Source organism: Fulverythrobacter fulvus (assembly GCF_037154085.1).
GTDB classification, from domain to species: domain Bacteria; phylum Pseudomonadota; class Alphaproteobacteria; order Sphingomonadales; family Sphingomonadaceae; genus Andeanibacterium; species Andeanibacterium fulvum.
This window is the reverse complement of sequence record NZ_JBANRM010000004.1, coordinates 144,857-158,678: the sequence shown is the minus strand read 5'-3', so window position 1 is coordinate 158,678 and position 13,822 is coordinate 144,857. Positions and strand designations below refer to the sequence as shown.

At 62.3% G+C, this 13,822-nt stretch carries 11 protein-coding genes; 7 read left to right on the top strand and 4 right to left on the bottom strand.

Annotated features, from left to right (window positions below; translation table 11 throughout):
• The first annotated feature begins 7 nt into the window (after positions 1-7).
• The 4 genes from WFP36_RS12850 (at position 8) to WFP36_RS12835 (ending at position 6,377) form a co-directional block, all read left to right on the top strand.
• Positions 8-2,356, top strand: a complete 2,349-nt coding sequence (locus tag WFP36_RS12850; RefSeq protein ID WP_336980914.1) for a TonB-dependent receptor — start codon at positions 8-10, stop codon at positions 2,354-2,356.
• A 112-nt stretch (positions 2,357-2,468) separates the two neighbouring features.
• Positions 2,469-3,881, top strand: a complete 1,413-nt coding sequence (locus tag WFP36_RS12845) for an aldehyde dehydrogenase family protein (protein ID WP_336980913.1) — start codon at positions 2,469-2,471, stop codon at positions 3,879-3,881.
• Positions 3,882-3,935: 54 nt separating this feature from the next.
• Positions 3,936-5,276 carry a spinster family MFS transporter gene (locus WFP36_RS12840; protein WP_336980912.1) on the top strand — a complete coding sequence of 447 codons (1,341 nt, stop codon included), beginning with the start codon at positions 3,936-3,938 and terminating at the stop codon, positions 5,274-5,276.
• A 312-nt stretch (positions 5,277-5,588) separates the two neighbouring features.
• Entirely contained in the window at positions 5,589-6,377 is a 789-nt protein-coding gene (locus tag WFP36_RS12835; protein WP_336980911.1) for an SDR family oxidoreductase, read from the top strand.
• 8 nt (positions 6,378-6,385) lie between these two features.
• Here WFP36_RS12835 and WFP36_RS12830 read toward each other — a convergent pair whose 3' ends face one another.
• The 3 genes from WFP36_RS12830 to WFP36_RS12820 all read right to left on the bottom strand — a co-directional run bounded on the left by WFP36_RS12830 (position 6,386) and on the right by WFP36_RS12820 (position 8,907).
• On the bottom strand, positions 6,386-6,901 hold the full coding sequence (locus tag WFP36_RS12830; protein ID WP_336980910.1) for a nuclear transport factor 2 family protein: 516 nt from the start codon (positions 6,899-6,901) through the stop codon (positions 6,386-6,388).
• Positions 6,902-6,903: 2 nt separating this feature from the next.
• Positions 6,904-7,374 (bottom strand): DUF3237 domain-containing protein, encoded by a 471-nt coding sequence (locus WFP36_RS12825; protein WP_336980909.1) that lies wholly within the window; start codon positions 7,372-7,374, stop codon positions 6,904-6,906.
• 219 nt (positions 7,375-7,593) lie between these two features.
• Complete coding sequence (locus tag WFP36_RS12820) at positions 7,594-8,907, bottom strand: MFS transporter (RefSeq protein WP_336980908.1); 1,314 nt, start codon at positions 8,905-8,907, stop codon at positions 7,594-7,596.
• A gap of 197 nt (positions 8,908-9,104) precedes the next feature.
• Here WFP36_RS12820 and WFP36_RS12815 point away from each other — a divergent pair, with 197 nt between their 5' ends.
• A complete protein-coding gene (locus WFP36_RS12815; protein ID WP_336980907.1) occupies positions 9,105-10,397 on the top strand; it encodes a flavin-dependent oxidoreductase in 1,293 nt (430 codons plus the stop codon).
• A 2-nt stretch (positions 10,398-10,399) separates the two neighbouring features.
• Entirely contained in the window at positions 10,400-10,849 is a 450-nt protein-coding gene (locus WFP36_RS12810) for a DUF3237 domain-containing protein (RefSeq protein WP_336981211.1), read from the top strand.
• Between the two features lie 300 nt (positions 10,850-11,149).
• Here WFP36_RS12810 and WFP36_RS12805 read toward each other — a convergent pair whose 3' ends face one another.
• Positions 11,150-12,514, bottom strand: a complete 1,365-nt coding sequence (locus tag WFP36_RS12805) for an MFS transporter (protein WP_336980906.1) — start codon at positions 12,512-12,514, stop codon at positions 11,150-11,152.
• A gap of 321 nt (positions 12,515-12,835) precedes the next feature.
• On the opposite strand from WFP36_RS12805, the gene WFP36_RS12800 reads away from it, so the two are divergent.
• Positions 12,836-13,783: a TauD/TfdA dioxygenase family protein gene (locus WFP36_RS12800; protein ID WP_336980905.1), complete on the top strand. Its 948-nt coding sequence runs from the start codon at positions 12,836-12,838 to the stop codon at positions 13,781-13,783.
• Positions 13,784-13,822 lie beyond the last annotated feature (39 nt).

The window sequence follows — 13,822 nt, the reverse complement described above, 5'->3', positions numbered from 1 at the left end:
TCAGACCGTGTCTGCTGCTGTTTTCGCCAGCGCGCTTGTCGGTGGGCAGGCTTCGGCTCAGGAAGCCGGTAATGCGGCCGAAGCGGCTGATTTTGAACCGACCGGCCAGGAAATCGTGGTTACGGCGCGTTTCCGGCAGGAGGCACTTCAGGATACGCCCATCGCGATTACAGCCGTGACCGGCGAAGACCTGCTCAAGAAGGGCGCGGTCGACATTTCCACGGTCGCGGATTCCGCGCCCAATATGCTGCTGACCAGCGGCGGGACGTTCCTCGGCAAATCCGCTAGCGTTTCCATTCGCGGCGTCGGCGAAGGGGATTACAACTTCGCCGTCGAAGGCGCGGTGGGCTTCTATGTGGACGATGTCTATCATTCGACCGTCTTCGGTTCGCTGTTCGACCTGCTGGATGTGGAGCGGGTCGAAGTGCTGCGCGGGCCCCAGGGCACGCTGTTCGGCAAGAACAGCATCGGCGGCGCGATCCGTCTCGTCAGCAATCAGCCCAAGGGCGACAATTCGGCATCGCTGCGGCTGACCACTGGCAGCTTCAATCGCTTCGAGGCGCGCGGCCATATGGACCTCTCGCTGATCGAGGATCGCCTTGCCCTGCGCGTGGCGGCCAATGGGCGCCGCCGCGACGGTTACATGAACGTGATCGACTTCGCCTGCGCCAATCCTACGCTGACGGGAACCGGCGAAGGGCCGCTGGCCTATGTGATGCGCCCGCGGACCACTGCGGAAGACTGCAAGGTCGGCACCGAAGGCGGCGAGGATGTGTGGAGCGGCCGCGCTACGCTGAAAGCCACGCTGAGCGACGCGCTGACTGTGACCGTTGCCGGGGATTACTCGCACGATGGCGGCGAAACTTCGCCCTACAAGGTCATCGCCCAGTCCGACCTCAGCACCGATGGCACGTTCGGCAATGCCAATGATCTGGTCTATATGGCCAATTATGGCGTGCCCTATGACGAGCGTTTCATCACGCCGGACATGTACACCAGCTACTCCACTTTCAGTGCGGACCTGACCGGGCTTTCCCTGCCCAATATCAGCGTGGTCGACAGCTGGGGGCTACGCGGCAATATCGATTGGCAGTTGGGCGACAAGATCAGCCTGAAGTCGATCACGTCCTACCGCACCTATGACGGCCAGTTCAGCCGCGACGGGGACCAGTCTCCGCTCGATGTCGGCGGGTCGCGCACCTGGCTGGAGCATGAGCAGTTCAGCCAGGAACTGCGCCTGTCCGGCCTTTCCTTCGCCGATCGCCTCGAATGGACTGTCGGTGGCTTCTACTTCGACAGCTCGGGCCGCGACATCAGCGAAATCCACATCCCCGAACTGCTGTTCTGGCCGCCCATCGTACTGCGGACGGACGACCCCGTGTCCAGCGAGACCAAGGCCGCCTTCGCCCACGGCATTCTCAGCCTGACCGACCGCCTCAACCTGAGCGCGGGGCTGCGTTATTCGGATGAGAAGAAGACCTATTCCTACATTCGCGTGTTTGCGGGCGAATTCAGGCAGGGCGACGTGTTCTTCCCCCGCTCGGTGCGGACCACCGCCTATGACCGGGTGGACTGGAAGATCGGTGCCGATTTCAAGGTGACGGATGACGTCATGGTCTATGGCCTAGTGTCGACCGGCTTCCGTGGGGGCGGCTTCAACCCGCGCCCGCTGTTCCCGGGCGAGGATACTATCGTCAAACCGGAAGACCTGATCAGCTATGAAGGTGGCTTCAAGGCCGATCTGTTCGACCGGCGCTTCCGCCTGAACGTGTCGGCATTCTATGGCGAATATTCGAACCTCCAGCAGACCGGTTTCGGCCCGGATGCCAATACGGGCGCGCCGATCATCACGCGCACCAATGTGGGCGAATCCACCATTCAGGGCCTGGAAGTCGAAGCCGTGATCCGTCCGGTCAACGGACTGACCTTCAGCGGCAGCCTCGGCCTGACCGACTACGACTATAAGGACCTCGGCTCGGCCGCCGGTATCGCGGGTGCACCGTGCCTGTCCTGCAAGCCGATCAGGGTCCCCAAGACCACTTACAGCCTGTCGGCCGAATATGCGGTTCCTGCCGGTAGCATCGGCGATATCTCTTTCGGCGCGGATTATAACTACCGCAGCCGGGTCTATTACGACCTGACCAATAATATCGAGAATTCGCAGGCGGGCTATGGCTTGCTCAATGCCCGCATCGGCTGGTCATCGCCCGATGGGTTGTGGGACGTCGCATTCAACGTGACCAACATCACCAAGGAAGAATATTACGCGTCCATCGGCACGGGTTCTTCTGCGGGCACGGCGGGGACCCCCGGGCGCCCGCGCGAGTGGAGCCTTTCCATCGGCCGCCAGTTCTAACCTCCCAGTTCCCTGGTGTCTGACGGCGAAATCTCCACTGGCTCGAGCAGGTCGGTGGAGATTTTGTCTTCACTGCGCGGTAGGAGGCGCGTTTTAATCGTGGAGGATTTCAGTGCAGCGTGAGTTCAATCTTTTGATCAACGGCAAGGCAGAGGCCGGCGTTTCGGACTTTGACGTGATCAACCCGGCAACCGGTCAGGCATTTGCCACGTGCCCCAAGGCGGACAAGGCCATTCTCGACCGCGCGGTGAAGGCCGCCCGCGATGCCTTCCCCGCATGGTCCCGCCTGAGCGCGGACGATCGTGCAGGCATGATCGAACAGCTCGCCGCCCGGCTGGAAGCACGGGCGCCGGAATTTGCCAGCCTGCTGACCAGCGAACAGGGCAAGCCGCTTGACCAGGCAATGGGTGAAGTGATCGGCTGCACCTTCATCCTGCGCGCGTTCCGTGACCGCCGCCTGCAGGACAAGGTCCTGCGCGACGAAGGCGGCAACCGCGTTATCGAACACCGCACCCCGCTGGGCGTGGTCGCGGCGATCACGCCCTGGAACTTCCCGCTGGTCCTGCTGATGAACAAGCTCGGGCCGGCACTCGTTACCGGCAACACCATGGTGGTGAAGCCCGCGCCGACCACGCCGCTGACCACTCTGCTGTTCGGTGAAATCTGCGCCGAGGTTCTGCCTGCCGGTGTGGTGAATATCATCGCCGACCAGAACGATCTGGGCGAGGCGCTGACCAGCCATCCGGGCATCGACAAGATCGCCTTCACCGGTTCGACCGGCACGGGCAAGAAGGTGATGGCTTCGGCTGCCGCTTCGCTCAAGCGCGTGACGCTGGAACTGGGCGGGAACGATGCAGCTATCGTGCTGGACGATGCCGACCCCAAGGTAGTCGCCCGGAAGATCTACGATGGCGCGATGACCAATGCCGGCCAGATCTGCGTTGCCATCAAGCGCGTCTATGTGCCCGAAGGCCTATATGACGATTTCTGCGACGAGATCGCCCGCATTGCTGACGATGCCAACGTGGGCGACGGTTCCGAACAGGGCGTCACCATCGGCCCGGTGCAGAACAAGATGCAGTTCGACAAGATCTGTTCGATGCTCGACGAAGCCCGCGAGCGTTCGACGGTAATCGCCGGTGGCACTCCGCTGGAAAGCGACGGCTACTTCATTCCGCCGACGATCCTGCGCGACGTTCCCGAGGATGCGGCCATCGTGCGCGAAGAACAGTTCGGGCCTGTGCTGCCGGTGCTGAAATATGAAGAGATCGGCGATGTGATCGCGCGTGCCAACAATTCCGAATTCGGCCTTGGCGGTTCGGTCTGGGGCAAGGATCTGGCCCGGGCCATGGACGTGGCGCGCCAGATCGATTCCGGCACGGTCTGGATCAACCAGACGCTGGCGATCGATCCGAACATTCCGTTCCGCGGCAGCAAGCAGTCCGGCATCGGTGCCGAACTGGGCGAAGCGGGCCTGAATGAATACACGCAGGCACATGTCATGAACGCGGTGGAACTGGCCTGAGCCCAAAGGGGCAAGGTCACTTCCATGACTTGAACATATCGGGGCAGGATATCCGTGACGACTTCAGCTGAAGAGAATGCTCCCACGCTGGAGCAAGGCGGAGTTCCTGCCCCGAATGGCGGGTGGACGACAGTGTCTGTCTACACGCTGGTGATGCTGACCATCACCTATGCGTTCAATTATTTCGACAGGCTGCTGATCTCGCTGCTCTACCCGCTGATCCGCGAGGATGTGCCGCTTACCGATACGCAGTTCGGCCTGATCACCGGGGTCGCTTTCGTGCTGGTCTATGCCGTGATGGGCGTGCCGGTGGCGCGGCTGGCGGATCGCGGAAGCCGCAAGCTGGTGATCGGCTGCGGCTTTTCCTTCTGGAGCGTGATGACGCTGCTGACCGGGTTTGTGTCGAATTTCTGGCAGCTTGCCGCCACGCGTTTCCTGATGGGGGTGGGGGAATCCTCTGCCAACCCGTCTTCCTCCTCGCTGCTGACCGATCTGTTCGACCGCAAAAGGCGCCCGATTGCCTTTGCGGTGATGGTGTCGGGCACGTCGATCTCTTCCCTGCTGCTGACCCCGGCAGCGGGCTGGATCGCGCATACCCATGGCTGGCGGACGGCGTACTGGATTGCAGGCGGCGTTGGCCTGTTCTTCGGCCTGCTGGTCATGCTTACGGTGAAGGAGCCCAAGCGGGGCCAGTTCGACGCTGGCGGCCCTCCGCCGGAAGAGAAGGCGCCGTTCTGGGACGCTGTCTTCTATCTGCTGCGCAGGCGGACTTATATCTACACGACGCTGGCCGCCTCGCTGCTGATCATCTCCTTCTATGCCTACATCATCTGGAACACGACCTTCATGGTGCGCGTCCATCATATCGACGTGGCTCAAAGCGCTAGCCTGCTGGGGCCGATACGCGGTGCGGCAGGGCTGGCCGGGGGGCTCTCATCCGGCTTCATTCTGGCTTGGTTGATGCGTCGGGACGAACGGTGGCAGGTGTGGCTGCCCGCATTGTGTTTCGTGACGCAGGGCTTGGCGCAATATGTGTTCCTGTTCTCGCCCAATCTCTGGATTCTGGGGCTGGGCGCTGCGGTGGACAGCTTTGCCGTGACGATGGCGGTGCCCCTGATCTCGCTGCTGCTCGTCCAGATCATGCCGTCGCGGATACGCACGCTGGGCATGGCCTGCTATTTCCTCATCAACTCACTGCTGGGCGATATTCTGGGGCCGCTGGGTGTGGGCATCCTGAACGATCAGTTCAATGCCATCTGGGGCGATGAGGCCATCCGATATTCCATGGCGATCACGGCCGGGATCGCGATCGTTGCAGGGCCAGTCCTGCTGTTGGCAGGGCGGCACATCGAAGAGGACAGAAAGGCTGCTGAGAACCGGGCATTCGGGCGCTAGCGGGTTCGGCAGGGCTGCCAAACCCGCTGCACCTGCTTTTCAAGCAGTGTGTGCGCCATCTCTTCGATTGAAACGCTGACAAGGAACATCGTTTAGTCGTCTTGGCTGAGTGGCAGAACGGCGTAGCTGCTCGTGCTCAAAGCCACAGCTATGCCAATAGGAGGCAAGTTGCGGTTAGACTGAAGGCACCAGCGCAGGAGATACAGGCCTCTCGCCACTAGCAGGAGCTGGCGACGGTTGGATTGTCCGCACTGGCCCGATGTCATAGACGACCGACTGGTCGATCGAGACCGAAGGGGGAAGGAAGAAAAAATGGATCTGGGCATCAGGGGGCGGAAAGCGATCGTCAATGGGGGCAGCGCGGGCATGGGGCGAAGCGCAGTCCTTGCTTTGGCGCGCGAAGGGGCGGAGGTATACGTTTCTGCCCGCGGCGAAGAACGGCTGCTTAAGGCCTGCGCTGAAATAGCCGCAGAAACCGGAGCCAAAATCGTTCCCATCTGTGCCGATCACAGCAGTGCCGAGGGGCGGGAGCGTATCCTGGCGGCATGTCCCGAACCGGACATTCTGGTAGGTACTTGCGCGCCGCCAGCTTTCACGCCCGATTACCGCGCCATTACCGACGATCAATGGCGCGAGGCGATCGACATATCGCTGCTTTCGCCGGTCGAGTTCATGCGCCGTGTGCTGGACGGCATGGTGGAACGCAAATGGGGACGGATCGTCAATATCGCGACAGTGGCCGCCAAATATCCCGGTGAAATCCGGGTTCTGTCCGGGAGCACCCGCGCCGCGCTGGTGAACTACACTGTGGCCGTGTCGAAACTGGTCGCCAAGCACAACGTCATGATCAACAACCTCCTGCCCGGCATGCATCACAGCGCCACGGTGGAAGAGCAGTTCACCGGTCGTGCACGGGCCAATGGCACGACCTATGAGCAGGAAGTGGCCGAGTTTTCCCGCGAATGGCGCATCGCGGCAGGCCGCTTCGGCGATTGCGACGATGTCGGTGCCTTCGTGGCCATGTTCTGCAGCGAATTCGCCAATTACATCACCGGCCAGAGCCTGGTGATCGATGGCGGGGCGACGACCTCGACCTTCTGACGGAGCGATTATCCGCCGTTGCCGGGGAAGAGCGCCCCTGCCAGCGGCGGGGGCATGGGACGGGCGACGTGTTCGCCCGTCTGCCCGGCAAATTCCTTGAGGATCGGGCCGGACCAGTCACGGATGACGCGTTCGGCCAGGCCCCATTTCCCGTCTTCCTGGCGAAACAGATCCTCGTAATATCCCATCACATGCAGCAGGTGCGGCCCGTCTCCCTGGCGCAGGGCCACTGCTGCATAGGACCGGGCGCGGGCCCCATCCGGGGAGGGGCTGACGATCGTGTTCGTCACATGATGCTGACGCCCCGCGGAGGTCGGCAGGTCGCGGAAGAACGTGGCGAAATGGCGCAGGGCATCATGGCCCTGCCAGCGCATCGGTGTCTCGAAGGCGTCCCACACCAGCGCCCCGTCGCTGCAGAAGCAGGTAACGAAGTCTTCGACATCGCCCGTGTCGAGCGCCCAAGCGTAGCGGGAAATGACGTCGCGGATTGCCAGTTGGTCGGCAATGGAGAGTTCCGGTGCCATGGTCAGTTCACCGCGTAATAGTCGAACAGGGTCGAGGCACCCTGGCGCTCTGCAACGCCAACGAAGATCGTGCGGTTGAGCCACTCATGCCGCCCCGCCGGGGCTTCGAAGCGCGGAGTGACGCGGCAGTAATTGTCGGCTGGGGCAACGGTCTCGTCCGCCTCGATGCGCGCCATCACGTCCGGGTTCGAATATGCGATGCCGCGATTGTGAATATAGATCGGGGTGCCGTCGTCTGCTTCCAGCATGTAATGCGCCTCGAACTCGATCAGCCCGCTGGACCACATGCGCGGCCAGTCTCCGCCGGAATTGGGCACGACCCTGCCAGTCAGGCGAGGGCCGAGGATTTCTCCGCCCTGCAGCCCCACGAAGCCGCGCGTGAAGGAGGTGTATCCGGGAGTAAATCGCACACGCGGTCCTTCGCCGAAATCGAGCCTGATGCGAAAGGCAAGGTCCAGCTTCGGTACGTCCAAGACAATCCTCCAACCCGGTAGCCGCGTTATGCGCTCAGCTGCGGGCAGACAGTAACCGAGAGGCATACCGGGTGAAAGTGTATCACTGCACCAAGCCTGGATGCGGAAAGCACGGGCTGGGCCTTTGCACGCCCCAATTCCCGCGCCGCAATCTCCAGTTGCGGGCCGTGACGATCCCGGAGAAAGGCGATCCTGGAGAAAGGCGAGGGAAATACTCGTTCAGTCCCCTCCGGCGGGCTTGCTCCGCCCGGCGCGATCGAAGCTCACGATAAAGGGAGCGACCACCAGCAGAGAGGCTAGTACGCCGATGGCAAGCGAGAAGCTGCCACTGCTGCCGACGAGAACGCCGGTGAGCCAGGGGCCGATGATCCCGCCAGCCGTGCCGAACATGCTGATCAGCGCGATCACACCGACAGGAACGCTGTCCCCGCCAAGGCGGACCGCGCTGGGAATCGCCCAGAACACACCCTGCGCAGCCCCCAGGCCCAGTCCGGCGACGAACAACAGCGCCAGCACTGGCCAGCCTGGCTGGAGCGCCGCAGCGGCGAGCATGGCAAGGCCGGCCGCCGCGCTCGGTATGCCGACATGGCGCAAGCGTTCGCCCGCCCGGTCTGACAGCCTGCCGTTCACCGCAAGGCCGATCGCGATTCCCAGCATAGGTAGGGCGCTGAGCGTTCCGATCATCAGTTCGCTACCGCCCAGATCGAGTTTGCGGACCAGTTGGGGCAGCCAGAAGGCCAGCGCATAGGCGCCGGTCATGATCAGCAGCCAGCCGATGGAACAGCGCCATAGCCAGGGATCCCGAGCGATCTGCGCGAAGGCTGGGGCAGGCTGTCCGTCACCGCCGTCGCCGGGTGCCATCTCCTTGTCGAGCCAGGCCAGTTCTTCGGCCGTAAGCCAGCGAGCCCGATCCGGCCGGTCAACGAAATAGAACGCTGCCGCCACCGCCAGGACCGCATTCGGGACGGCAACGGCCAGGAACATGTAGCGCCAGGCCTCCATGCCCAGCGGGTTGGCGATACCCAGCAGCCACCCGCAGAGCGGCCCGCCTAGAACCATCGAGAGGGGCACTGCCAAAAGTGCCCCGGAAAGCGCCCGCGCGCGAATGGAAGGCGGCGTCCATCGCGAGATCAGCCAGGTCATCCCAGGCGCGAAGCCGGCCTCCGCCATTCCGAGCAGGAAGCGTGCCGCATAGAATTCTCCCGCGCTCTGCACATGGGCCATCCATATCCCGGAACAGGCCCACAGCAGCACGGAGATAAACAGCCAGAGCTTGATGCCCAGGCGCTTCAGCAACCGGACATGGGGGTACTGGAACAGGAGGTACGCGATGAAGAACATGCTCACGCCCTGTCCGAACTGCTCGGGCGAAAGGTTCAGATCGGAAGACATGGCGCTGCCTGCGTAGCTGACATTCACCCGGTCGATCGAATTCACGAACGTCAGTATGGCGATCGGAAGAACGAGCCGGACTGCGATCTTGCGCCCGACCTGCCGCTTCAAGGACGTTTCTACGCCTGCAGCTTCCTGCATCCACTGTCTCCCCCATTATATCGAAACGGGATCGACCAGCGCGGGCCCTTAGGCAACCGGAAATCGCCTCGTGCAGATTGCGGCCGCGCCAATGGCCGAGCAGGCGCAGATTGTCATGCGCAACAAGGAAGGTTGACGGCGTCGCTCTCACCGATAGTGCGGGCTGGGGGACAAGGGACTGAAAGACGATAATCGCGATGCCGAATGAGACCGTATTGATCGCCGGAGGCGGTATCGGGGGCCTGACGCTTGCACTGACACTTCACCAGATCGGTGTCGATTGCATCGTGTTCGAGAGCGTGCGTGAACTCAGGCCTCTGGGCGTGGGGATCAATCTTCAGCCCAACGCCGTGCGCGAACTTGAAGATCTCGGAATTGGCGAGTTGGAACTTGATCGGGTTGGCATACCCGCACGCGAATGGGCACTCGTCGGGCTGAACGGCAAGGAAATCTATTCCGAACCTCGCGGCAAACTGGCCGGATATCGCTGGCACCAATATGCGGTTCACCGGGGTGAATTCCACCTTCTCCTGATGCGCGAGGTGATCGAGCGGCTGGGTGCGGACGCAGTGAAGCTCGGTCACAGAGTGACAGGCTACCGCAAGGAATTGGACGGTTCGGTAACGGCGCTGGTCACAAAAGCCGGTGGTGAAACGGAAGAGTTCAATGGCACCCTGCTATTCGGAGCGGATGGAATCCATTCTTCGGTTCGTGCGCAGATGCATCCCGAACAGCCACCCATTCATTGGGGCGGAACGATCATGTGGCGGGGCACGGCGCGCGGCGTGCCGATCCGTACAGGATCGTCCTTCGTCGGACTGGGAACAAGCCGCCACCGCGTGGTGATCTACCCGATCTCCTATCCGGACGAGAACGGGCTGGCGGACATCAACTGGATTGCCGAGCAGACTTATGACACCGACCATGACTGGACCAAGTCCGGCTGGTTCAGGCCGGTCGAGCTGTCGGAATTCGCACATCAGTTCGACGGGTTTGTTTACGACTGGATCGATCTGCCATCTCTGCTGGCCAAATCCGACGTGGCCTATGAAAACCCGATGATCGACCGCGATCCCTTGCCAAGCTGGGTCGATGGCCCAGTAACCCTGATGGGCGATGCGGCCCATCCGATGTATCCGACCGGCTCCAATGGGGCCTCTCAGGCTATCATCGATGCCCGGGTGATTGGCAGGATAATGCTGGATCGCGGCATCACTCCGGATGCCCTCAAGACTTTCGACGAGGAGATGTGCGGCCCCATCGGCCAGGTTGCCATGCGTAATCGCGGGGCGGGTCCGTTTGGCCTGCTTGGCATGGTGGAAGATCGGTGCGGGGGCCAGTTCGACAATATCGACGACGTCATCTCCGCCGAAGAGCGCTCTGCCTTCATGCTGGCCTATCAGCAGGCAGCAGGCTTTGCCAAGGATCGGCTCAATGCTGCGCCCCGAACTATTTCGGAAGGCGCCAAGGTGGCGAAGGTTCCGGCGTGACAATGCAGCTGGAGCATGCCTTCGATCTGGTCGTCGAACTGTCCCGCCCGCACGAAATGGGCGTATGTCCCGCCGGTGTTCGGCGGATCATTCCCATTGTCGGCGGAACGGCGAATGGGCCGCTGCTTCAGGGGCGTGTGCTCAACGTCGGTGCAGACTGGCAGACTGTGCTGGCTGGCGGGATTGCAGACCTGGATGCGCGCTACGCAATCGAAACGGATGACGGTGCGGTAATCGAAGTGGTCAGCCAGGGTATCCGCCATGCCCCGCCAGAGGTTGCGGCACGCATCGCAGCTGGCGAAGCTGTTCCCCCGTCCGAATACTACATGCGCACTGCCATTCGCCTCGAAAGCGGCCATCCAGATTATGATTGGGTCAACCGCGCGCTGTTTCTCGCGACCGGTGGAAAGGTTGGGCCGACGGTGCGGCTGTCGGTCTATCGGGTGAATTGACGCCGCCGTCATCGAGCGGTCGGTCAGGAGGCGAAGGGCTGCACCACTATGTGGACGAACGGGCTGCGCGGCATCTCGATGGCGTGAACGGCCCTGCGGGCGCTCTTCTTGGAGCGGGTACCGTGACCGCGCTGAAGAAGGTCGGTCCTTTCGGCCTGATGGCTGCTTTGCTGGGTGGCTATGCGCTCAAGCGACGCCTCGATCACCGTCGAGAAGAGGAGGCTGCCTCCCTGGGCTCTTCCTTACTCTCCCGCCCCCGGAGCTTGCCCGGCTCCGGGGCACTCCTTGTCCATCCGAGATTTAATCTCGATCTGCCGCAGCCGCTTTTGCGCGCAGGGCGAACAGGCAAATCAGGAGATAGCAGATCGCGGGCACTATCAGAGCCGCGTGGTAGGAAGTGAGTTCGGAAATCTTCCCCACCAGCAGCGGGACGAACGCCCCTCCGATGATCGCGGTGCAAAGCAGCCCCGATGTCGCCTCTTCGCTGGCACTGGATCGTTCGAGGGTGATGGTGAAGATCACCGGGAACATGATCGAGTTGAACAGCCCGATCGTCAGTGCGACAAAGCCAGCCCCAACACCGCCGATGCTTGCGATATATATGCAAAGAAGCGCTGCAATTGCCGCAAAGCTGGCCAGGAGCTTGGGTGCGGAAAAACGCGCCAGCAGGACGGAGCCGATAGCGCGCCCGACCATTGCGCCGCCCCAGTAGAAGGCGACGGCCTTGCCGGCCTCTTCCACCGAGACGCCGGGCACGCCGTCGCTGCCCATTACCCAGCCGAGGAATGGAACCGAGAAGGCCGCGTCGGACCTTCCCCAGATGCCGGGATCGTTGAGGAAGGCGGTCATCTGCGTGCCGATGGACACTTCCGCGCCGACATAGACGAAGATGGCGAAGGCCCCGGCAAGCGCCCAGGGCGCGGAGAATGCTTCCTTCACCAGCGCGGCGACGCTCTTCCCGGGTGCCGCATCGTAAGGGGGCAGGGCGTCATTCACGACCTTGCGGTTGAGCCAGAGGAACAGGCCCAGGGCGATGATCATGCCCAGAAGCCAGACATAGGCGGTGTCGATACCGCCCAGCGCCCGGGAGCGCACTTCTTCGGTGACCGCAGCGCCTTCCTGCACTTCCAGTCCCTTGAGGAACAAATGCGCGCCAAGGATCGGCGCGAGGAACGTGCCGAAGGAATTGAAGGTCTGGCTCAGGGTGAGGCGGAAGTGACTGCGCTTCGGGTCGCCCAGTGCCGCGACCAGCGGATTGGCGGCCACTTGCAATACGGTGATCCCGCTGGCGAGCATGAACAGGCCGAGCAGAACCAGCGGAAATACGGCGAGGTTCGCGGCCGCCAGCATGGTTGCACAGCCCACGACCATCATCGCCAGGGCGCACAGAATAGCCGCCATGGGCCTGAGGCGCGCGATCAGCCCTGCCGCCGGGAAGGATGCCAGCCCGTAAGCGATGAAGAAGGCGAAGGCGACAAGCTGGGCTTCCACGCGCGAGAGCGTGAAGATGCCCTTCACAGCGGCCACCAGCGGGTCGTTCAGCGCAGTGATGAAGCCCCAGGCGAAGAACAGGCAGGTGATGACTGCAAAGGCGGCAGTCGCACCGGGCCGCTGGCCGGATTGCATGGCGGATACGCGGGTGGTGGATGAACCGGTCTGTACCATTTCAGGGCCTCAGGGTCTGTGCGGCAAGTCGTATGCTGCCGTTGAGCGTCATTGTGCCTGCATCTGTGCCCATTGATACCCCATGGGGCCTCATCTGCAGCCTTTCTTCCGTTCTGCCCGCCCTCATTGCACATGCGGGCGATATGGACAACGTTGTCTCACGCTGAAGGGCCTGCGTCGAAGCCCGAGACGGAGTCTGGGGCGGCGGGGGCAGGCCAGTGAGCGGAGGCAGGCCTGTGCATGCCTCAATCCTGCCGGAACTTCCCTTATAGTTCCTACTATGGTAGGCAAAGTGCATTCAATAAGGATTCCGGGGTGCCAATGGCGTTGAAGTGTGAGCCGATTCTGCAGAAGTTCGGGGCGGAGTGTTCGGGGTTGGACCTGACCAAACCGCTTACGGCCGGCGAGGTGCAGCAGGTGATCGACGCCATGTCGCAATATGGCGTCTGCGTGTTCCGCAACACGGGCATGAACGATGACCAGCATGTCCAGTTCAGTCGCAATTTCGGCTATCTGGAGCGGGTGCCCAAGTCCGCGGGCATGAAGTCTCGCTTGCCTCATCGCGAGTTGTTCGATGCCTCCAATCTCAATGCTGACGGGGAAATCACGCAGGACCCTGCCGCGATCCAGTATCGCAAGGGCGACCGCCTATGGCACACCGACAGCGCCTTCATGGAGAAGCGGACGTCCTATTCGCTGCTGCTGGCGCATGAGGTTCCGGCGGAAGGCGGCGAGACCGGCTTCGCCGATGCCCGCAGCGCCTATGAAGACCTCGACGATGAAACCAAGGCGCTGATCGAAGGCAAGATCGGCATCAATTCCCTTTGGTGGAGCCGCAAGCAGGCGGGGGCCGATATTTCGGAAGAGGCCATCAACGACCGCTTCAAGGCGCGCCATCCTATCGTCCACACCCATGCCGGGTCCGGTCGCAAGTCGCTGTTCATCGCAGCGCATACGATGGATATCGAAGGGATGGATCAGGCAGAGGGCCGCGCGCTGATCAAGCGGCTGATCGATCATACAACCCAGCCGCGCTACACCTTCTACGTCACCTGGAAGCCGGGCGATCTCGTGATCTGGGACAATCTGTGCAGCATGCATCGGGGCGGCGATTTCGATTCAGCGAAATTCAAGCGCGACATGCGCCGCACCACGGTACGCGAGGGTACGGAGCCATTCAGCATCGATCTCGACGATCCCTATACCGAGCTTTTCTCCCGGGCGCCCAAGGTGGTGGACATTCAGCAGGCCCGCACTGACGGGTCATGAAGGAGGCCGGGTCATAAAGGCGGCCGGGTCATGAAGGCG

Coding starts and splice junctions, on each gene's coding strand:
- WFP36_RS12820 (WP_336980908.1), bottom strand. CDS start 8,907: ATGCAGGAAGCTGCAGGCGTAGAAACGTCCTTGAAGCGGCAGGTCGGG.
- WFP36_RS12830 (WP_336980910.1), bottom strand. CDS start 6,901: ATGGCACCGGAACTCTCCATTGCCGACCAACTGGCAATCCGCGACGTC.
- WFP36_RS12815 (WP_336980907.1), top strand. CDS start 9,105: ATGCCGAATGAGACCGTATTGATCGCCGGAGGCGGTATCGGGGGCCTG.
- WFP36_RS12805 (WP_336980906.1), bottom strand. CDS start 12,514: ATGGTACAGACCGGTTCATCCACCACCCGCGTATCCGCCATGCAATCC.
- WFP36_RS12800 (WP_336980905.1), top strand. CDS start 12,836: ATGGCGTTGAAGTGTGAGCCGATTCTGCAGAAGTTCGGGGCGGAGTGT.
- WFP36_RS12835 (WP_336980911.1), top strand. CDS start 5,589: ATGGATCTGGGCATCAGGGGGCGGAAAGCGATCGTCAATGGGGGCAGC.
- WFP36_RS12810 (WP_336981211.1), top strand. CDS start 10,400: ATGCAGCTGGAGCATGCCTTCGATCTGGTCGTCGAACTGTCCCGCCCG.